This is a genomic window from Maribacter corallii, assembly GCF_047345415.1.
In the GTDB taxonomy this organism is placed as follows: domain Bacteria; phylum Bacteroidota; class Bacteroidia; order Flavobacteriales; family Flavobacteriaceae; genus Maribacter_C.
Map to the genome: position 1 here is coordinate 325,213 of NZ_JBLFEP010000003.1, position 21,711 is coordinate 346,923.

The following is a 21,711-nucleotide window of genomic DNA, read 5'->3' on the forward strand; positions in this document are numbered from 1 at the left end:
TCCTATCGGATTGATTTGATTTCTTTTTTTAGTTTCGACCTAGTAAACAAATATATAATGAAAAATGCAGGTACGCCCAATAAGAAAATGGCGTAAATCAGGTTACTGTCGTTCTTGCCAATCATTTTCCTCACTTTTTTGTAACTATCAGCGGCCAAAACGATGAAAACAAGAGCGGCCAGTCCGCCAATCCGGGAAACGATGGAAAGAACACCAAGAATCGATTCCTTGGTTAAAAAGAAGCCAGCAACAACCAATAAAATGGATGAAAGATAGAGTACTAAGGCGGTATTTGAATACCGAACAAAACTTTTCATGGCCAAATCGGTTTCTTCGAATTTGGAATTGTCTAACTGCCCGTGAATTTTGAGTTCAAAAGTCGAAATCCCTCTAGACTCCAAAATATGCAGGGCCGTATCCCTGCTTTTCAAGTCCATATCATATTGCTTGTATCTTTTTGCGATATCGATCAAATTATCGTCCGAATTGGCTTGTAGTAACTTGAAATCAGCGGAATCCACCGGAAAAATGGTCTCGTCGGGGGAGGGGTCAGCATCCGTTTCGTCTTCTTTTTTGAACCGGGCGAACAATCCTTTGAAGAAGTCTATGATTCGACTAAAGGCCATCAATCCTTTATCGGCCGTTGCCCGCTTGGTGAGGGAAATCCCCAGTGGCAACATGATCAGTGTAGGTGTCCAAGCTCCTAAAATGGGGTGCATATTACCTTTATAAGCGTAGTTTTCAGCAAAAACTCCCAAGAAATAGTACACCAAAAAGAGCACGATCGCGATAACCATGGGAAGCCCCAGTCCGCCTTTTCTGATAATCGCTCCTAAAGGTGCCCCGACAAAGAACAAAATGATACAAGAGAAGGCTAAGGCGAACTTTTCATGCGTTGCATAAATGTGTCGGCGATGAATCTCATAGCGTTTATCGAGTTCGTTCCGCTTTCCACGTATCGAGGTCAGGATATTGGATACCGAGTTTTTGGCAGAATTCGTGAGTTGTACTTGTTGCCATTCCGGATAGAGGTCGACGATGTTTTCAACGACTTCACCACCGCTTTTAGCAGTCACTTTTTTGATGGGGTGTTCTAATTGGTACAGACTGTCCTTTTCGGTGTTGTTGCTTTTGACCGACGTACTGTCTGAGGGTAGTACGGTAAAGGCTCCCATTTTCGTGGAGAGTACGTTCTTTGAAAACGCACGAACGATTCGCAGGTTGTCTTTTTTTAAGGAATCCGTATCTTTTCTAAGACGCGAAACATTCTTCATTTTTTCCGTACGGGTATCGCGCTCTTCCTCCAAATCGACATTGTTGAACTCCGAGAGATCGATGTTCATGGTATAGGTTTCAAAGATTCCTTTGGCGAAGGGCTGTTTGCGCTTGCCCTGACCTTTAGACTGAACGTTTTGATAGAGATGACCATCTTGTAATACCAATTGAATGATATCCGATTTTTCACCACTGATCAATTCACCTGTATTGGATTTGACCACACGATAATTGATATTGGTCTTTGTCTTTTGGTGGATGATGACATTCTCTAAAAAGCGGTCGTTTTCACCGTATTTATTATCCACCTTAATATTCATGTCGGCACTTTCAAAATCGCTGAAAACGCCCTCCGCGATAGCCACTGCGGGCTTTAATTTCGCAATATTCCTTCGTAAGTTGAATATTTTCTGTTCCGAGGCAGGTATGACACTATTGGCAAACCAAAAGGTGCCAACACCCAAAACAAATATAAAGATGATGATGCTCAACATCGAACGTTGCAATGAAATACCAGAGGCCTTCATCGCAGCAAACTCGTAGTTTTCGGCGAACGTCCCGAAGGTCAGAATTGAAGAGAGCAATACGGTTAGCGGCAGTACCTTTTCGGTAAGTTCGGGCATTTTGTAAAAAAAGAACTTCCCGATAATCAACATATCGAGGCCACGACCGGCGAGATCATCTATAAAGAGCCAAATCGATTGGAAAATGAAGATGAGCATCATTATCGCGAACGAACTGAACAAATTGAATAGAAATCGCGATAAAATATACCGGTCTAGAATTCTCACCTTAGTTCTTTATGATATAGTACCCATCGTCTTGGTACTTGCCTTCGTCAAAGGTAAATAAGGTTTTTGATAAAGGCTGATCCGTTTTAAAAGAATTAACAGTAATCGTAGTCATGGTACCATTCTTACCTGTCTCAATAATTTTGTAGATGTGTTTGGTGACCGTATCGATGCCCATTAAAATGTGCTTAATTTCCGTATTGGAGTCAATGGGTACCAATTTTACATATTGTATTTTTCGCCCTTGAACATTTTGAAGGATATCCCAGCTGTACGTATGGCCTTCTTTATAGAAGGTCAACATTTTTGTGGGGGTAAAGGTATTTTCGTCATCCGATTTATCTTCAATGGTCACTTCTTCATTATCAGGAATGATGGTATACACCTTACTACCGTCATACAATTGCTTCGTTCCGAAAAGATCGCCTAGGTACTTATCTCCTTGAAGTGTCACCTTGCCCCGTGTTTCCGAATTGATATCGGCCTCCGTATTTCTCAACTCAAATCGAAAATCGACAGAAATGTTGTCATAGCCCGAGACTTTCTCGTATACTTCATCCAATAAGGCCTTGGCTTTTTCTGAACCTTGTGCGTTCATGAAGCTCACCGTTAAGAGCGCTAGTGTTACAAATAAATACTTTTTCATGTGTTTTTAGTTTGTTTCATTACTTAGAAGCTGGTCCAACGCGACCAAATCAGGTACCAAGACCTGACGCGCCTTACTACCTTCAAATGGTCCGACGATGCCTGCCGCTTCAAGTTGATCGACAATACGGCCTGCACGGTTGTACCCTAACTTCAATTTTCTTTGGATCAGCGATGCAGAACCCTGTTGTGCCGTAACGATTACTTCGGCAGCTTCACGGAATAGGGCATCACGATCAGCGATTTCATAATCAATTCCTGTGCCAGAGTCTTCCCCAACATACTCAGGAAGCATGTGGGCGCTGGGGTACGCTCTTTGAGAACCGATATAGTCGGTAATCTTGGCGACTTCGGGAGTATCTACAAAGGCACATTGAATACGGGTAACATCGTTTCCTTGTGTATAGAGCATATCGCCCCGTCCGATCAATTGATCCGCGCCTTGAGCATCCAAAATCGTTCTTGAATCGATTTTAGAGGTCACGCGAAAGGCTATCCTCGCGGGGAAGTTTGCCTTGATGATTCCCGTAATGACATTGACCGACGGACGCTGTGTGGCGATAATCAAATGAATGCCAATGGCCCTTGCCAATTGGGCCAGGCGCGCAACGGGAGTTTCCACTTCCTTACCAGCGGTCATGATCAAGTCGGCAAATTCATCGATTACCAAGACGATATAGGGAAGAAACATGTGTCCGTCATTCGGATTTAATTTCCTTGCCTTGAATTTGTCATTGTATTCCTTGATGTTACGAACCATAGCGGTTTTCAACAATTCGTAACGATTATCCATTTCGATACAGAGGGAATTCAGTGTATGAATTACTTTCGTATTGTCCGTAATTATCGCATCCTCGGAATCCGGTAATTTCGCCAAATAGTGTCGCTCGATTTTATTGAAAAGTGTCAGTTCCACTTTTTTCGGATCCACTAGTACGAATTTTACCTCGGCAGGGTGTTTTTTGTAGAGCAAGGAGGTGAGCACCGCATTCAGTCCAACGGATTTACCTTGACCAGTTGCACCGGCCATTAAGAGGTGTGGCATTTTAGCCAGATCAACAACGAAGGTCTCATTGCTAATGGTCTTACCAAAAGCGATAGGAAGTTGCATTTCAGCCTTTTGAAACTTACTTGATGCGATTACCGAACGCATTGATACGATTGTGGCATTTTTATTGGGTACCTCTATACCAATTGTTCCCTTACCGGGAATTGGAGCGATGATACGAATACCAAGTGCCGCGAGTGATAGTGCGATATCATCTTCAAGATTTTTAATCTTTGAAATACGAACACCTGCCTCCGGTACTATTTCATAAAGGGTTACCGTAGGGCCAATGGTGGCCTTTATTTGGGCAATTCCGATTTTATAATTGTTCAGGGTCTGTACGATCCTGTTCTTGTTTTCTTCTAGTTCCTCCTGATTGATGGTTATTCCACCGGTAACTCCATGCGGATCTAACAGTTCTAAGGTGGGAAATTTGTAACTACCTAGCTCCAAGGTTGGGTCAAATTCACCAAAATCATCCACAAGTTTGTCGGCGATATTATCCACTTCCTCTTTCTCTTCTACCGCCTTTTCTACCTCCATGGCCAATTCTTCTTGCGGCATTTCCTTAGGGGGGGTAATCTCTATTTTGTCAAAGGTCTTTTCCAACTCCGCCTCCTTTTTTAAAGAGGGAATGTCTTTCTTATGGGTATAGGTGTCGATAACCACCGGAGCCTCTTCTTTGGTATCGAGCACGACAGTAGTACTCGATTTTGATTTATCACTCGAGAACTCGGCTTTAAGATCTGAAGATTTCCTTTGAAAGTAACTTCCAATGGCTTCGGGTGAAAAATCGAAAAGGCGGACCATGATCAAAATCATACCGAAAACAAGTAAGAGCATCACCCCGATCTTTCCGGTATAGTCCTGTAGAAAATCATTCATTTCAAAGCCGACGAGCCCTCCCAAGAGCGGTTGGGTATATGCAAAGAAACCCAAGGCAATGGAAATCCAGATCATAAACACCAATCCCCAGATCCACTTCTTCAGCATGCCTTTCTGCTCAAGGCCCAAAAACATATGTAGACCGGTGAGGCATAGAAGTATGGGCAGAATGAGTGTAGCGATACCAAAACCCTTGTACACAAAGAAGTGACTGACCGCAGCCCCGAATTTGTTCAAAAGGTTTTTTGCCTCTTCATTTCTATCTTGGAACTCGGAGAGCAGGCTTTGGTCATCTTGCCAATTGAAAAAAAAAGAGACGAAAGAAAAGAATAACGCGATGCTGAAAAGCATCAAAAGGCTTCCCAGTATGATTTTATTCTGCTTGGACAATTTGTAAGACCGGGGTTTTTTAGCGGATTTCGCTTGGGTCTTTCTTACCTTTTTTGCCATTCATTGGTAGATTCTGGAGGTAAAAATACAAATTTAGAGTAGAAGGGGATTCGAATTTGGCTTCAAAAAATCTTCGGTAGATAAATGATAAAGCCAATAATGGTCGCCGCTATCGAAACCAACATTACCGCTCCGGCCGAAACATCTTTGATTACCCCGATTTTTTCATCAAATTCGGGTTGCACAAAATCAGCCAGTTTTTCAACTGCAGTATTTAAACCCTCTACGCCCATTATCGCCGCTATGGTCAGAATCTGAACGATCCATTCGGTATTCGAAATATCAAAAAAGAAACCTGCCGATGTCATAACAATGGCAATGAATACCTGTACCTTAATACTAGCTTCGGTACGAATCAAAAGAAGGGCTCCACGTAATGCGAAGCCCACACTTTTTATCCTGTTCTTGACAAATGATTCTTTAGCCATTCTGTAATGCTTCTAGGGCGGCTTTATAATCGGGCTCATCTACAATTTCCGGAACCTGTTCGGTATGAATAACCTTTCCTTCTTCATTGAGAACGACAATTGCCCTTGAATGAAGGCTTTGTAAAGGCCCGTCACTGAACTCTACTTGGTAGGTCTTCCCGAAATTTCCATCCCTAAAATCAGAAAGCATCTCAACATTCTCGATTCCCTCGGCCCCACAAAATCGGCCTTGCGCAAAGGGAAGGTCTTTTGAAATACAAAGAACTACGGTGTTTTCCAAAGCGCCGGCATCTTTGTTGAACTGGCGTACCGATTGGGCACATGTTCCAGTATCGATACTCGGAAAAATATTCATCACCACTTTTTTGCCCTTATAGGCCTCAAGTGTTGTAGCGGATAAATCCCCTTTGGTTAAAGTAAAATCTTGTGCTTCGCTTCCATTTTCGGGGAGATTGCCTAAAGTATGTATCGTATTTCCGTGCAGTGTTATCGTAGCCATAATTGTAAATTTTGATTTTCGACGAAATTAAAAAAATATGAACCGTTTTGATTCAACAGACGGTAAAAATTAAGATTACTTTACCACCTTCGCCGTCAACTGCCGGATCTTGATGCCCAAACCGGCAAAAATAAGCGTCATAATGGGGCTTAACCAATTAAAAATTGCATATACAAAGTAATCCAAGACGCTTACACCGAGAACACCGCTGTGGTACGCTCCACACGTATTCCATGGTACTAGGACGGATGTTACGGTTCCGGAATCCTCTAGGGTTCTACTTAAATTTTCCGGGGCCAAGTTCCTGTCGGCATAGGCTTTTGAGAACATCTTACCGGGCACCACAATAGCCAAGTATTGATCTGAAGCAGTTACATTAAGGGCCAAACAACTGCCGACGGTACTGGCAAACAGGCCAAATGTAGTTTTTGCTAAACTCAATAGAGATCTTGTAATTCGGGCCAAGGCTCCGATGCCATCCATAATGCCTCCGAAAACCATAGCGCAGACAATCAGCCATATGGTTCCGAGCATCCCTGCCATGCCTTTGGCCGAGAACAAGTCACTTAAAGCTTCATTATCAGAGGGTACAGCGGTGTTGATGGTAATCGCGTTTAAAATACCTTTATATCCCGATTCGAAAGTCAACATATCGCCCCCACCGATGGTAGCAACTACGCTCGGCTGAAAAATCAAGGCAAATACACCCCCCAATAGTGTTCCTATGAGGAGTGCCAATAATGGTGGTGCTTTTTTTACGATAAGGAAAATGACCACGGCGGGCACCAAAAACAACCATGGTGTAATGGTAAAGCTTTTTTTGATTGAGGCTAAAATAGCGTCTGTATCGGCAGTTCCGTTGGTGTCAATGGTAAACCCTAAAATTATAAAAACGATTAGGGTGACCGAAATTGTAGGTATCGTGGTAATGGTCATATACTTAATGTGGCTGAATAGTTCACCACCTGCCATAGCAGGAGCGAGGTTGGTCGTATCACTTAAGGGGGATAGTTTATCACCAAAGTATGCTCCGGACAAAACGGCACCGGCGGTCATACCCAACGAAATGCCGAGGGCATCGCCAATTCCAATAAGAGCAATACCCACTGTTGCCGCAGTGGTCCAAGAACTACCCGTGGCAATTGAAATGATGGCGCATATTATCACGCAGGCAGCCAGGAAGATCGTTGGGTTCAGTATTTGTAACCCATAATAAATCATGGAGGGAATAATACCACTAATCAACCAAGTACCGGATAAAGCTCCTACCATTAAGAGGATAAGCAAGGCCCCGGTAGTAGACTTCACATTTTCGGCCACCTCGGCCATCATTTGCTTATAGGAAACCTTGTTGAAGAAGCCTACAATAGCCGCCACAGCTCCACCTAATAACAGAATAAACTGGTTGGATCCGCTCAAGGCATCGTCACCAAAAACAAAAACATTATAGGCGAGCATCGCGACCAGAACAATAACGGGCAATAAGGCCTCGGTTATACTGAGTTCCTTATTCTCCACAATATTCTCATTCTCTCGATATTTAGGTTTCTTTTTTTGGTCTGCCATTATGCCATGAATTGGTTACCCTGTAATATTACGATTTTGAATAGGGCTATGCAAACTGGAATTAAAAGCCCCTAGGTCGTGACCGATAGCGGTTTGATTTCCAATTGTCGCATACATTCTACTATCATCTTGAAGGTACGTTCAATATCATTGTCCAAACCGATGGAGAATCGAATGAGTCCGTTCGATAGTCCCATTTCCATTTGTTCTTCCAAAGGAATTTCAGAAGAAGTGGATGTTCCGGGTGCACTGAAGAGGGTTTTATAAAACCCAAGGCTAACAGCAAGATATCCTATTTTTTCGATCTGCATGAGTTCCATCAAGGCATTGGCGTTTTCAAGAGACCCAACATCCAATGTCAATAGTCCCCCAAAACCATAATCGGCGTTCATTTGCTTTTTCATGACCTCATGGCCCTGATGTGAGGCTAACCCAGGATAAACCACCCGAAACCCTTCGTTTTCGAATTTTTCGGCTAGATAGAGTGCATTCCCACTGTGCTTTTGCATACGAATGTGGAGCGTTCTAATGTTCTTTAAAATAGAGGCGGCCCTTAGGCTGTCTAAAGTGCTCCCCATCAACATTCCAGCGCCGTTGTTGACATCTTTTAGACTTAAACAGAAATCAGTGGTACCACAAACAGCGCCCGCAACACAATCGCTGGTTCCGTTGATGAACTTGGTCAGGCTATGAATGACAATGTCAGCACCTAATTTGGCGGGAGCGATGGAAAGGGGAGAAAAAGTATTGTCCACTACCAATGGTATACCGTGCTTTTTAGCAAGATGCGCCAAGGCTTTAATATCGGCAACTTCCAATAGGGGATTGCTTACCGATTCACAATAGATCATTTTGGTTCGTGGATTGATTGCTTGTTCGACCTCCGCTATTGAGGTGATATCGACAAACGATGTGTGTATCCCGAATTTCTTGATAAAATTCTTAAGCAAAGCGTAGCTTCCGCCATAAATCGTACGGCTACTTACAATATGGTCGTCAGCGTTACAGAGTTGCATGATTACGGAACTGATCGCTCCCATACCGCTCGCATATACATTGGCCGTTTCCGTACCCTCAAGCGCAGCAAGTGCTTCCCCAAGATATAAGTTGGAAGGCGATGAATGACGACTGTATAAATAGCAACCCTCGGTATTGCCCTCGAACGTATCGAACATTGTCTTTGCCGATAAGAAGGTGTAGGTGGAAGAGTCCGAAATGGAGGGGTTGATTCCACCAAACTCTCCAAAGTACTGTAAATCCTGTAGTCGATTCGCTGCTTTATTGTCCATAATCATTGGGTTTTATACAGTAAAGCTATGGGCAATCCGGTTGATTAACAATCATAATTCGTATTTTTAGATTTAAAATCTTTTATTTGGCAATAAAATAGATTTAAAATCTGTTTTATTGTGTTAATCTACTGAAAACCGAAAAAACACCATGGTCAAACTTGATGAAACCGATGCGAAACTCCTAACCCTCTTACAGGCAGATTGCAAAAAGACCACAGCGGCTTATGCCCATACGCTTAAGCTTTCCACGACGGCGGTTTATGAGCGCATCAAACGTTTAGAGCGCAGCCATATCATCACCGGTTATGTGGCACTTATCGACAAAGAGCGAGTCGGGAAGGCCTTCACCGTCTTCTGTCATGTGAAATTGAGTCAGCATATCAAGGAATATGTGCTCAAGTTTGAACGTGAGGTATTGAAATTGGAAGCCGTTGTAGAATGTTACCATACCAGTGGAGATTATGATTATATTCTCAAAATACATGTGAGTGGCATGGAGGCTTATCGAGACTTTATGGTCACCAAACTTACGGCCCTAGACAATATCGGTAGCACCCAGAGTTCTTTTGTAATCAATGAGGTACGTCATACGACTGCGATCAACCTTTAAGATGTGGTTTATAAAGTATTGTTAAACAGCTACGTGGCTGTTCATTTAATACCTACTTTAAATAGCTAAATACTTGGACAATGAACAGAAATACGTTTCTGAAAATGGCGGGCGGTACCGGGCTTGTTGCAGCCTCGGCTCCTTTGGTCGCTTTTTCAATAGGGAAAGAAGAACAATTGGATAAAAAAGTGGTGGAAGAGTTCGTCAGTGTATCCCACAGCAAAATGGATGTGGTAAAATCACTTCTGGAAGAATATCCGAACCTGATCAATGCGGCACATGATTGGAAGTATGGGGATTTTGAAACCGGCCTTGGCGCAGCGAGTCATGTAGGGCATAAGGATCTTGCTCGGTTTCTTCTTGAAAAAGGAGCCCAAGCGAATATCTTCACCGCCTGTCTTTTTGGTGAGATCGATATCATTAAGCCCATGCTTTTGGCCTTTCCAAACACCTTGCATGCCAAAGGCCCTCATGGATTTACCTTATTGCACCACGCCCAAAAAGGAGGTGATGAAGCCTTGGAAGTCAAAGAATACTTAGAATCACTGGGTGCAACGAAAACCAAAATAGACTTGTACTAAACCGCGAACGAAACAAACGTTACGATTCGTGTATTGTTGGCCTTTCTTCGCATTGGGAAACGGCAAAACATTCGTACTTTTGTACCTTCATTTTTGGATATAACAATTCATTAGTAAACAATAGATATGACGCAATATGATGTAGCCGTTATAGGTTCGGGTCCTGGAGGATATGTAGCAGCGATACGCTGTGCCCAGTTGGGAATGAAAACCGCAATAATCGAAAAATATTCGACTTTGGGAGGCACTTGTCTTAATGTTGGATGTATTCCTTCTAAGGCATTGCTCGATTCTTCGCACCACTATGAAGATGCGGTAAAGCACTTTGAAGAGCATGGTATTGAAATTCCTGGGGAAGTGAAGGTCAATCTTGAAAAAATGATCGCCCGTAAGCAAGGCGTTGTCGATATGACCACGAAGGGAATTCAGTTTTTGATGGACAAGAACAAGATAACGGTGTATGAAGGGTTAGGAAGTTTTAAAGATGCCACTCATATCGATATCAAAAAAAACGACGGTAGTACGGAAACCATTGAAGCGAAAAACATTATCATAGCTACCGGTTCAAAACCTTCGACCCTGCCTTTTATTGCGCTGGACAAGGAGCGTATCATTACGTCTACCGAGGCATTGAAATTAAAGGAGATTCCCAAGCATATGGTCATCATCGGCGGGGGTGTTATTGGTCTTGAGTTAGGTCAGGTTTATAAAAGGTTAGGCTCAGAAGTGACCGTGGTCGAGTTTATGGACCGTATTATTCCTACTATGGATTCGGCCCTCTCGAAAGAACTGATGAAGACCATGAAAAAGCAAAAGGTGAAATTTCAGCTTTCCCATAAAGTCAAGTCCGTTGAACGAAAAGGTGATGAGGTCATCATCACGGCGGATAACAAAAAAGGAGAGGAAGTCAGTTTCACTGCGGACTATTGTTTGGTTGCAGTAGGGCGGAGTGCCTATACGGAAGGACTCAATCTTGAAGCCGCTGGTGTTCAAACAGAAGATAGGGGAAGAGTAGCGGTGAACGAACATTTGCAGACCAATGTGTCCAATATTTACGCTATCGGTGATGTAATCAAAGGCGCCATGTTAGCGCACAAAGCGGAAGAAGAGGGAACCTTGGTCGCTGAGATCCTAGCGGGACAAAAACCCCATATCGACTATAATTTGATTCCAGGAGTAGTATATACTTGGCCAGAAGTAGCCGCTGTAGGTAAAACCGAAGAGGAACTAAAAGAAGCTGGAGTTGCCTATAAAGTGGGTCAATTTCCTATGCGGGCCTTGGGGCGCGCCCGCGCAAGCATGGATATCGATGGCTTCGTCAAAATTTTGGCCGATAAAGAAACAGACGAGGTGCTAGGGGTGCATATGATCGGAGCTCGATGTGCCGATTTGATTACCGAAGCCGTTACAGCGATGGAGTTTAGAGCTTCAGCCGAAGATATTGCCCGTATGAGCCATGCGCATCCGACATATGCGGAAGCAGTAAAAGAGGCTGCCTTAGCGGCCACGGATGATCGGGCATTGCATATTTAAGTAAGAACAACACCATAAGAAAAAGCGCCTTCAAACGAAGGCGCTTTTTTTATCGATTATGGGATCCATCACAATAAGGAGGATTGTCCGTTTTTTTACAGGTACACAGATACGCTTTCTTAGGCTCTTCACAAGTGAACTTCAGGGGGGGAGTAGCATTGGCAGCACGGTGCGCACCGTTACAAAAGGGTTGTGTTTCACTATGGCCGCAGGTACACCAAGCATATTTTTTACCTTCTTCTAAATCTACTGCAATCGGGGAGAATTTTGTATCGCTCATATTCCAATTTTTGGATATAAAGCTAGTCAAAATGATTTTCCGTAGCGTACCCTGCCGTTAATTTTTAACGAATCCAAATAGTTTCAGGAGGAGTACTTTGGTTTTTGAAATGACGTTTCTTAAGAAAGGTTCCGCTGTCGTCCAAGTCAGGTGAAGACTGTTGCGAATATTTTCCTTTATGACCAACTTGTGCCTTTCGTAAAGCAAGGCCGTAAATGAGCAAACGACCATAAAGGCGATAGCACCTGAAATAGTCACAGCAGGAGAGAGGGAATGATGGAAAAAGCGGTATAATCCAAGTCCCGTGAAACTGCCATATAGTATGATAAAATGAATAACATATATGGAAAGCGTACTTTGACCGATTTTCAAGAAAGTACGATTGGTCAACCACTTTCGAATTAACATGAAAATGGCAAATGCAATACAAACATCACCTAGTCGAATGAAGAGGTAGTTGTTCAAGGAAATTGATAGGAACAACGGAATGCCAGTAAGTTCAGATAGTACCACAAAGAAGTCGGAAGACAGAAAAATCAAGCTAAGTCCGAAAACCGCTGCGATGGGGATGGCCCAGGAGTAAAGTTGTTCTCGTTCCTTGTATTTGTTGAACAACAATGAAACAAAGGCGCCGAATGTGGTGTAGCCCAACCAAGGTATAATGGTGAACACCGAACCGTTAGCTCGGGTCAAATAATTGGCAAATGCATCTGGGATTGCACTGAACGTTGTCGCAGCATACGCCGGTTCAAAAGTGAAAAGTAAAAGCGTGAGCGAGACCAAAGCCAGCGGGAAAAGAAATGCTTTTCTGGTGTAGGTGATGAGGTACATGCCAATGATGACCAAAAGCGATAGACCGATACAATGTAAAACATCCACCAGAAAGAAGGTATCATAGAGCTTTCCCTGTAGGAGTCCCCCAAGGTTCAATCGTAATAAATACCCTATAAACAATAATTCGAGCCCCCGTTTAAGACCTTTTTTGACCCGTGGGTTTTCAAATCCCTTTTGCGGGACCTTGATCAGCAAATAGGTAAAAATGAATCCGGATACCGTAAAGAAAACGGGTGCTGTTATTCCCCTGAAATACTTCCAAAGTAAGTACCCTGAGTTTGAAGTATCTCGAAAGGCAGTATCGAGAAGCCCATCCACAAAGTGACCTTGCAGCATCATCAAAATGGCCCATGCACGAATGGCATCGATAAAATAGAGTCTTGTACTTTTCTTTTCCAACTTGAATCGCAGGCTTTTAACGGTCTATATACTTGTTTTACAGCGGGTTTGGATGCCTTTTGGGCAAAATTAGCTAAAATTGTCGCAGAAAAGCAGTATTTGCGGTATTTTCGTTCTGCGAACCTCTTAAACGGTATTATGGCGAATCTATTGGCCTTTGCAGGCAGTAATTCAAGTACTTCGATTAACCTAAAGCTCATACGCTATACAACTTCACGGATTCCTGATCATACAATTCAAGTGCTCAATATGGCAAATTGCCCATTTCCTATGTATAGTGAGGATTATGAGCGTGAGCATGGCTTCTCTAATTCGTTGATTGAATTGAAAGATGATATACAGGGCGCTGATGGCATCCTAATTTCGGTAAATGAACATAACAGCAACCCATCGGCCTATTTTAAAAACTTGATCGATTGGTTATCTCGTCTAGAACGGAACTTTATCAAGGAAAAAAAAGTGCTACTACTTTCTACTTCCCCCGGAAAAAGAGGAGGGAAAAGTGCTCTTGAAATTAGTGAAAACATACTGGTCAGGTTTGGCGCAGATGTCGTGGCCACCTTCTCCTTACCGTCATTCCATACGAATTTCGACGCAGAAAAAGGCATTCTTGACCAGACGTTACACGAGGAATGGAATGAGGCGATAAACTCCCTTATCGCTAAGCTTTAAGAGTAGTGCGGAAGGAGATCAATTTCAAGGTCGATGACATCCTAAAATTCAAGGCGGCGCTGCTCGAATGGGCACAACAATTTGAAGAAATAGTTTGGTTGGACAGTAATGAACACGAAACGCGCTATACTTCTTTCGATGCGCTATTGGCAGCTGACGCTTTGACCTCCATAATCAGCGATAGCACAGACGCCTTCATGAATTTGGAGGAGTATCAAAGTAGGACAAAGGATTGGATTTTTGGCTACCTGTCGTATGATCTCAAAAATGATGTGGAGAATTTGACCTCTGATAATTTTGACGAACTCGATTTTCCAGACCTCTTTTTTTTTCAGCCCAAGCGGATCATTAGTATTTCAGGTACTGAAGTATGTTTCAAATACCTCAATATGGTTTCTGACGAAATCGAGACCGATTTTAAATCGGTTTTAGGCTTGAAAACGGTCCCAACGGTTCAAGAACCATCCGTTGTTCCTATTCGTATACGCATGCGAATTTTTAAGGATGAGTATTACAAACGAGTCCATCGGATGTTGGCGCATATACATCGTGGTGATATTTATGAAGCCAATTTTTGTCAAGAGTTTTATGCCGAGGACACGGAAATTGAACCCTTGGAGACCTACCAACAGCTCAATGCTATTTCGAAACCGCCTTTTGCCACCTATCTCAGGCTTCAGAATCAATATGTCTTATCGGCTTCCCCGGAGCGCTACCTCAAAAAATTGGGAGACAAGGTCATTTCGCAACCGATAAAAGGTACCGCTAGGCGCTCCTCCCAAAGAGATGAAGACCAGCGTTTGAAATCAACCTTACAACATGATGAAAAGGAACGTGCCGAGAACATCATGATTGTAGATTTAGTCCGCAATGACTTGGCGAAAAATGCTTTAAAAGGCTCTGTGACGGTAGAAGAACTCTGTGGGGTATATTCCTTTGAACAGGTGCATCAAATGGTGTCCACGGTTAGTGCCAAGGTCAAGGCAAATGAAAAACCGGTAGATATCATCAAACACACATTTCCTATGGGTAGTATGACCGGAGCACCCAAGGTTTCGGCCATGAAGATCATTGAGGAACTGGAATCCTTTAAACGAGGTGTATACAGCGGAGCGGTCGGATATTTTGCACCTGATGGAGATTTTGATTTCAATGTTATCATCCGCAGTATTCTGTATAACCAAAATAAAAGATACGTATCTTTCTCAGTTGGTAGTGCCATAACAGCGAAATCGATACCTGAAAACGAATACGAGGAATGCCTCTTAAAAGCCAAGGCGATGCGTGAGGTGTTGGAAGAGTCACGAAAAGGATGATCTATGAAATTTCAAAAGTCCCACTTAGAAGTATCCAATACTAAAATCTTCATCAGAAGTACCGCCCCGGAAAAGGTGAAAGGAGTTGTTGTATTGGTTCATGGCATGGGCGAGCATTCAGGTAGGTATGTTGACAGTGTGGTCCCGACCTTGGTCGACGGATCATTGGCAGTCGTACTCTATGACCAGGTCGGGCATGGCAAGTCTAGTGGCAAAAGAGGACATTGTTCGGGTTATACCCTTTTGATGGAGATTTTGGATACTATCGTTTCGCGAGCAAGAACTCTTTACCCACAGGTACCGTTTTTTCTCTATGGCCATAGTATGGGCGGTAATTTAGTATTGAATTACGCCTTGCGAAACAAAGCAGGGATAACAGGGGTAATAGCAACTAGCCCATTTTTGAGATTGGCATTCAAACCGCCCAAATGGAAATTGGTGTTGGGCAAATTGATGATGCGCATCGCACCATCGATCACGCTGTCTTCTGGTCTTGATCCCAACGCAATATCTAGAATTCAAGATGAAGTTGAGGCGTACCGTAGGGATCCCCTAGTGCATGATCTGGTCAGCCCGATGTTTTCGTTTCCGGTCATCGAGGCCGGGGAGTGGGCCATTACCCATGCACAGCAGTTACGTATCGATACGCTATTGTGCCATGGCTCGGGAGATATGATCATTGACCAAGAGGGAACGAAAGCGTTTCATGAGCATTCAAATAGCACCGATTTGCGGTTATTTGAAGGTGCCTATCATGAACTTCATCATGATAGTTGTCGAGAGGAGTTATTGGTATGCATAAGCGGCTGGTTGAAAGAGCGAATTGTTTGATACCTTTGAGCTGTGTTAGCCGAATTTCAAGAATATATACAAGGGCGATATCCCGCTTTAAAAGAACGAAAGTTTTTACTGGCGTGTAGTGGCGGGTTGGATAGTACGGTCTTAGCCCATTTATGCCACCGCGCCGGGCTGCAATTTGTCTTGGCACATTGCAACTTCAATTTGAGAGGTGTCGAAAGCGACCAAGACGAAGGTTTCGTCAGGGAGTTGGCGAACACGCTAGGTGTTCAACTGTTTGTAACTCATTTTGATACAATGGATTATGTTTATGGAAATCAAGTTTCTATTGAAATGGCCGCCCGTGAATTACGCTATGCTTGGTTCGCCGAACTTATGAAGGAGAGCGACTTGGAAGTTTTGGTTACGGCACATCATTCCGACGACTCCCTGGAAACTTTTCTGATCAATCTATCGCGAGGAACAGGTATCACTGGTCTAAAAGGGATACCGAGTTCGACGGTGTCCGTCGTGCGACCACTTCTGCCTTTTAGCAGATCTCAACTTTTAGAGTTTGCAAAAACGGAAGGTTTCACTTGGAGAGAGGATAGCTCAAATCAAGAAACGGTACATTTGAGGAACAAAATCCGACTCGAAGTTGTACCCAAATTGAAGGAACTGCATCCTACTTTTTTGAACAATTTTCAGAAGACACAATCCCATCTTTCCGGTTCTGCCAAGATGCTCGAAGACTATATTCGTTTATTGAAATCGAAATTATTTTTAACGGAAGAAAACTATATCCGAATTTCTATTGACGACTTGTTACAATTGGAACCCATTGGTGATTACCTCCACGCCTTGTTCGATACCTATGGTTTCAAGGCATGGAAGGATATCGAGGGTCTGCTGCATGGAATGAGTGGTAAGGAAGTACACTCCAAGACCCACAGATTGGTCAGGGACCGAGCGTATCTGCTCCTTTCCGAATTAGGGGAAAAGCCTTCGCATTCATATCTGATTCATGAGGGGGTCAGTGAAATCAAAGTACCGATTCATTTGATGGTTTCCGAGGTCAGTGCTATAGGTCTCACTTCGAAAAATATACTATACGTTGATAAATCATCGTTAAAATATCCACTGATAGTCAGGAATTGGAAAAAAGGCGACTATTTTTATCCATTCGGGATGGTCGGAAAGAAAAAAGTATCCAAATTTTTCAAAGACGAAAAAGTGGATATGATCACGAAAGAAAAACAATGGCTCGTTTGCTCTGGTGAGGATATTGTCTGGATTGTGGGACAACGCGCCGATAATCGATTTAAGGTTTCAGGTCATTCTAAAAATATACTAAGGTTTACGTACGTCAAATGAAGCACATAGTATTACTTATTTTTTCTTTTTTTCTCTGTACTACACTGGTGGCACAAACCGATGAGGACCCCGTACTGTGGTCAAGTGAATGGAATAAAGTGTCCGATACCGAATACGAATTGGTGTTCAGGGCCAAAATATTCGAAGGATGGCATGTGTATTCGCAGCACACTCCAGAAGGGGGTGCCCTGCCCACGGAATTTACTTTTGTCAAAGCGGGAACCGACTACGAACTGGTAGGGGAGACTTTAGAAAGTAAGACCGTGACGGAGTTCAGTGATATTTTTGAGGTAGATGAAACCTTCTTCAAAAAGGAAGCCATCTTCCGGCAAAAAATTGCCCTGTTGAATCCTGATGTTCGTCAAATCGACGCGAATATTTTTTATCAAGTCTGCAAAGAAGTCTGTATCCAAGGCGAATACGACTTTAATTTTGTTTTGGATGGAGGATCGGCCACGGTTGAAACCAAAGCGCTTGACGAGCGAAGTTTGGCCATGACCAATGCACTTAAGAAGGATTTGAAAAACAAAGAACGACTTACAGGTGAAGGATCGGTAAGTGCCAAAGGGTCTGGTATCTGGGGTATTTTCGGATTGGGCTTTTTAGGGGGGCTGATCGCGTTGTTAACGCCCTGCGTATTTCCGATGATTCCCTTGACCGTGTCCTTTTTCACGAAACAATCCCAGAACAAATCAAAGGGCATTTTTAATGCCTTGCTCTATGGTTTTTTTATCGTGTTGATCTATTTTCTGCTCAGTCTGCCCTTTCATGCTTTTGATTCGATCGATTCTCAAATCTTGAATACGATTTCCACCAATATGTGGTTGAACATCCTATTCTTTGTGATATTCATCTTTTTTGCCTTTTCCTTTTTTGGATACTATGAATTGACCTTACCGAACTCTTGGGGCAATACCATGGATTCCGCTTCCACTAAGGTAGGGGGCGCAATAGGGATATTTTTTATGGCGGTCACCTTGGCCATAGTTTCGTTTTCCTGCACCGGACCTATTCTAGGATTGTTATTGGGAGGAACCGTCCTCTCCGAAGGAGATTTGGCAACAAACCTATCTGCGGGTATTACCGGTTTCGGTTTGGCCTTGGCCTTGCCATTTGCTTTGTTTGCCTTGTTTCCAGCATGGCTGAATTCCTTGCCGAAATCAGGCGGTTGGATGACCACTGTAAAAGTGGTACTAGGATTCATCGAACTCGGATTCGCTTTTAAGTTCTTATCGAATGCTGATCTCGTCGGACATTTGGGATGGCTTAAACGGGAAGTCTTTGTTGGTATCTGGATTATTCTTGGGCTTTTGCTCACCGGGTATCTTTTCGGCTTGTTCCGATTTCCACATGATGGTCCGAAGAAAAAACTGTCTCCAGGCCGAAAGATTACCGCGTTCTTAAGTTTGGCCTTTACGGTGTATTTGGCACTCGGGTTAGTAAACACCGTCGATTTAAAACTTTTGAGCGGAATCCTTCCACCCGATTTTTACAGTGTGTACGAGAAGAAAAGTGATTGCCCTTTGGGTCTTGATTGTTTTAAAGACTTTGAGGAGGGCTTGGCGTTTGCAAATCAAGAAAACAAGCCCATTCTACTCGATTTTACGGGTTGGGCCTGTGCCAATTGCCGAAAAATGGAAGAAAATGTATGGAGCGAAGCCGATATTTATCCTATCATCAAAGAAGAGTACGTACTGATATCACTATACGTAGATGACCGAAAAGAGCTTCCCGAAGCACTGCAATTTGATTTTCAGTATGAATCCGGTAGGGTTAAAAGTATCGAGACAGTAGGGCAGAAGTGGGGAACTTTTCAAACGCTGAACTTCAATGCCGCTTCACAACCTTACTATGTATTGTTATCACCAGATTTGGAAGTCTTGAATGCTGCGGTGCAATATACCGATAGGGACACCTATTTGAATTGGTTGAATACAGGACTGCAACGATTCAACGCGACCGCAATGCGCAAATAAACGATCGCCTGACCGTAGTCTTTTTTTATCCCATAAATTCTCCTATCTTTTCTCCCAAAACCCGAACGATTTGAAACTATTGAGAAGAATAGGTCGCGTGTTAATGGTATTGGTTGGTATTCTAGCAATCGGTACGGCAATCTTTACATATTCACTTAAGCCCGATTATGATGGTGAGAAGACAATAGTCGGTCTATCGGCAGCGGTGGAAGTGTATTTTGATCGCTATGGTGTCCCTCACATCTATGGAAACGAACCTGTAGATGCCTTTCGTGCACTGGGTTATGTGCACGCTCAAGACCGTCTTTGGCAAATGGAACTATTGCGAAGAATCGGCAGGGGAGGACTTTCGGAAGTTTTCGGTGAAACAACACTTGAAACCGATAAGTTCTTTTTAGCACTGGGTATAGATGAATCTTCTGCCCGCGCAGTTGCGAAACTCGATCCCAATTCTGAAGCGGTAGTGTTGTCCCAAGCCTATCTTGATGGAATTAATGAGTTCGTAAAGGACGGACCGACCCCATTGGAGTTTTACCTGACGGGGCTAGAGAAAACCGAATTTACCTTGCATGACATTCAGAACGTCTTTGGCTATATGGCCTTCAGTTTTGCTCAGGCACACAAAACGGATCCCTTACTTACCAAAATCAAGGATAGTTTGGGGAGCGAATATCTCAATGATTTTGACATTGCTATCGACCCCAAGAGTACTTTGATACAAAACTTCAAGGGAGCGCCCGGTAAAAATGGGCAGACCGAGGTGGTCAGCTCGGTAATCGAAACACTTGAGTCACTTCATATACCGCTGTTTGAAGGCAGTAACGGTTGGGTGGTCGGCCCGGAAAAAACTAAAAATGGGAAGGTGATTTTTGCCAATGACCCACATATAGGGTTTGCACAACCCTCGGTTTGGTACGAAGCGCACGTTGTCACGCCAACCTATGAAAAGTACGGATATCATTTGGCGGGTATTCCCTTTCCTGCGCTCGCTCATGATAGAACCCTTGCCTATGGCATGACCATGTTCGAGAATGACGATACCGATTTTTATTATGAGGAGGTAAACCCTCAAGACCCGGACAAATACCGATGGAAGAATACCTGGGTCCCGTTTGAAACAAAGGCCTATAGTATCAGTGTTAAAGATGGGGATACTGTTGACTTTACGGTAAAAAAAACACGGAGAGGTCCGGTGTTAAGTGGGGTCATGAACGAAATAAGGCATGAGAAGCCCATATCAATGTGGTGGACCTATACCCAAAATGAAAATCAAGCCATGCAGGCCTTATACGAAATGGCTACCGCTCGTAACATTGTGGAGTTCAAGGATGCCTTGCCCAAAATTCATGCCCCTGGACTTAACATCATGTATGGTGATGTGGAGGGTAATATCGCTTGGTGGGCTACTGCCAAACTGCATAAAGTACCAGATAGCATAAACACCAAATTAATTCAAGTTGATCAGAAGGCCTATCCCGCCGAGCGTGAATATTTGCCCTTCACTGAGAACCCACAGGCAATAAATCCTCCTTGGCACTATGTATATTCGGCCAATAATCAGCCTGATTCCATTGCCGGTCAATTGTACCCCGGGTACTACTTGCCGGAAAACAGAGCAAAACGCATTGTTGAACTCCTTGAACCTAAAAACGATTGGGATCGAGAATCGATAGGTGAAATGTTGACCGATGTGACATCCGCTGTCAATCCATCGATAGTGAAGAATTTATCAAAAGGATTGGATATCAAAGTACTGAACTCGGTGCAGCTCGAACTTTTAGATCAGTTGTACAATTGGAAGGGTGATTATCCGACCAGTAGCGTTGAGGCGGCCCTGTATCACCGATGGATATACTATCTTCTTAAAGATACTTTTGAGGATGAGTTGGGCGCAACCAATTTCAATCGATTGCTAAAAACACACTTGCTCAAGCGAAACATCGCCAAGATGGTCGCCAACCCGAGGTCTATCTGGTGGAACGATGTGCGTACCGAAGCAAACGAAAAGCAGTCGGACATGATTCAAAAATCATTTTCGGAAGCCTTCGCTTCGCTCGAGAATGACTTGGGCAAAGACCCTTCCGATTGGACATGGAATAAACTGCATACGTTGGAGCACGGGCACCCTATCGGGCAAGCCGGAGGTCTTTTGCGTTCTTTTTTCAACGTAGGACCTTTTCCCATACACGGTAGTAGGGAGGTTATCAATAATCTCGGATTTGGTTATAGTGCGACGGGCTATTATGAAGTGGGCTCCGGTCCTTCGACCCGAAGAGTAGTCGATTTTTCGGATATTGAGAATAGTATGAGCATTCTTCCTACGGGCCAGTCGGGAAATCCCTTTAGTAAGTACTATCAAGATCAGGCCGAAATGTATGTCAAAGGCGCGTTTCGAAAAATGCAAATGAACCGAACGGCGATTACGGAAGACTCCGATTCCAAATTGATTTTGATTCCCAAGTGATTGTCAATTTTAACGG

Annotated in this window: 18 protein-coding genes; 9 read left to right on the forward strand and 9 right to left on the reverse strand. The window is 43.4% G+C overall.

From position 1 onward, the window contains the following. Positions 1–2: 2 nt before the first annotated feature. The 7 genes from ACKWCA_RS11395 to ACKWCA_RS11425 form a co-directional block, all read right to left on the reverse strand. Positions 3–2,066, reverse strand: a complete 2,064-nt coding sequence (locus ACKWCA_RS11395; protein ID WP_413978325.1) for an LptF/LptG family permease — start codon at positions 2,064–2,066, stop codon at positions 3–5. Position 2,067: 1 nt separating this feature from the next. Then, on the reverse strand, positions 2,068–2,712 hold the full coding sequence (locus tag ACKWCA_RS11400) for an outer membrane lipoprotein periplasmic chaperone LolA1 (protein ID WP_413978326.1): 645 nt from the start codon (positions 2,710–2,712) through the stop codon (positions 2,068–2,070). A 6-nt stretch (positions 2,713–2,718) separates the two neighbouring features. Next, positions 2,719–5,094, reverse strand: a complete 2,376-nt coding sequence (locus ACKWCA_RS11405) for an FtsK/SpoIIIE family DNA translocase (RefSeq protein ID WP_413978327.1) — start codon at positions 5,092–5,094, stop codon at positions 2,719–2,721. A gap of 62 nt (positions 5,095–5,156) precedes the next feature. Beyond that, complete coding sequence (locus ACKWCA_RS11410; RefSeq protein WP_413978328.1) at positions 5,157–5,522, reverse strand: diacylglycerol kinase; 366 nt, start codon at positions 5,520–5,522, stop codon at positions 5,157–5,159. Beyond that, positions 5,515–6,021 (reverse strand): thiol peroxidase, encoded by a 507-nt coding sequence (gene tpx, locus ACKWCA_RS11415; RefSeq protein WP_413978329.1) that lies wholly within the window; start codon positions 6,019–6,021, stop codon positions 5,515–5,517. Before tpx ends, ACKWCA_RS11410 begins: the two co-directional genes overlap by 8 nt. A 75-nt stretch (positions 6,022–6,096) precedes the next feature. Then, positions 6,097–7,587, reverse strand: a complete 1,491-nt coding sequence (nhaC, locus tag ACKWCA_RS11420; protein ID WP_413978330.1) for a Na+/H+ antiporter NhaC — start codon at positions 7,585–7,587, stop codon at positions 6,097–6,099. Positions 7,588–7,658: 71 nt separating this feature from the next. Further along, positions 7,659–8,876 (reverse strand): aminotransferase class I/II-fold pyridoxal phosphate-dependent enzyme, encoded by a 1,218-nt coding sequence (locus ACKWCA_RS11425; protein ID WP_413978331.1) that lies wholly within the window; start codon positions 8,874–8,876, stop codon positions 7,659–7,661. A 151-nt stretch (positions 8,877–9,027) separates the two neighbouring features. On the opposite strand from ACKWCA_RS11425, the gene ACKWCA_RS11430 reads away from it, so the two are divergent. The 3 genes from ACKWCA_RS11430 (at position 9,028) to lpdA (ending at position 11,603) form a co-directional block, all read left to right on the forward strand. Next, positions 9,028–9,489, forward strand: a complete 462-nt coding sequence (locus ACKWCA_RS11430; protein ID WP_413978332.1) for an Lrp/AsnC family transcriptional regulator — start codon at positions 9,028–9,030, stop codon at positions 9,487–9,489. A gap of 80 nt (positions 9,490–9,569) precedes the next feature. Beyond that, positions 9,570–10,070, forward strand: coding sequence for a hypothetical protein (locus ACKWCA_RS11435; RefSeq protein WP_413978333.1), 501 nt, complete (start codon positions 9,570–9,572; stop codon positions 10,068–10,070). 126 nt (positions 10,071–10,196) lie between these two features. Next, positions 10,197–11,603 carry a dihydrolipoyl dehydrogenase gene (lpdA, locus tag ACKWCA_RS11440; protein ID WP_413978334.1) on the forward strand — a complete coding sequence of 469 codons (1,407 nt, stop codon included), beginning with the start codon at positions 10,197–10,199 and terminating at the stop codon, positions 11,601–11,603. 49 nt (positions 11,604–11,652) lie between these two features. Here the strand turns inward: lpdA and ACKWCA_RS11445 are convergent, their stop codons facing one another. Together ACKWCA_RS11445 and ACKWCA_RS11450 are read right to left on the reverse strand one after the other, a co-directional pair. Further along, entirely contained in the window at positions 11,653–11,883 is a 231-nt protein-coding gene (locus tag ACKWCA_RS11445; protein ID WP_413978335.1) for a CDGSH iron-sulfur domain-containing protein, read from the reverse strand. Positions 11,884–11,940: 57 nt separating this feature from the next. Then, on the reverse strand, positions 11,941–13,116 hold the full coding sequence (locus ACKWCA_RS11450; RefSeq protein ID WP_413978336.1) for an acyltransferase family protein: 1,176 nt from the start codon (positions 13,114–13,116) through the stop codon (positions 11,941–11,943). Positions 13,117–13,254: 138 nt separating this feature from the next. Here ACKWCA_RS11450 and ACKWCA_RS11455 point away from each other — a divergent pair, with 138 nt between their 5' ends. From ACKWCA_RS11455 to ACKWCA_RS11480, 6 genes are all read left to right on the forward strand, one after another. Next, complete coding sequence (locus tag ACKWCA_RS11455) at positions 13,255–13,788, forward strand: NADPH-dependent FMN reductase (RefSeq protein ID WP_413978337.1); 534 nt, start codon at positions 13,255–13,257, stop codon at positions 13,786–13,788. A gap of 5 nt (positions 13,789–13,793) precedes the next feature. Next, positions 13,794–15,104: an anthranilate synthase component I family protein gene (locus ACKWCA_RS11460; protein ID WP_413978338.1), complete on the forward strand. Its 1,311-nt coding sequence runs from the start codon at positions 13,794–13,796 to the stop codon at positions 15,102–15,104. Positions 15,105–15,107: 3 nt separating this feature from the next. Then, positions 15,108–15,935 (forward strand): alpha/beta hydrolase, encoded by an 828-nt coding sequence (locus ACKWCA_RS11465; protein ID WP_413978339.1) that lies wholly within the window; start codon positions 15,108–15,110, stop codon positions 15,933–15,935. A gap of 12 nt (positions 15,936–15,947) precedes the next feature. Beyond that, positions 15,948–17,255: a tRNA lysidine(34) synthetase TilS gene (gene tilS, locus ACKWCA_RS11470; protein WP_413978340.1), complete on the forward strand. Its 1,308-nt coding sequence runs from the start codon at positions 15,948–15,950 to the stop codon at positions 17,253–17,255. Then, complete coding sequence (locus tag ACKWCA_RS11475; protein WP_413978341.1) at positions 17,252–19,231, forward strand: cytochrome c biogenesis protein CcdA; 1,980 nt, start codon at positions 17,252–17,254, stop codon at positions 19,229–19,231. Before tilS ends, ACKWCA_RS11475 begins: the two co-directional genes overlap by 4 nt. A gap of 70 nt (positions 19,232–19,301) precedes the next feature. Further along, positions 19,302–21,695, forward strand: coding sequence for a penicillin acylase family protein (locus ACKWCA_RS11480; RefSeq protein ID WP_413978342.1), 2,394 nt, complete (start codon positions 19,302–19,304; stop codon positions 21,693–21,695). Positions 21,696–21,711: the final 16 nt, after the last annotated feature.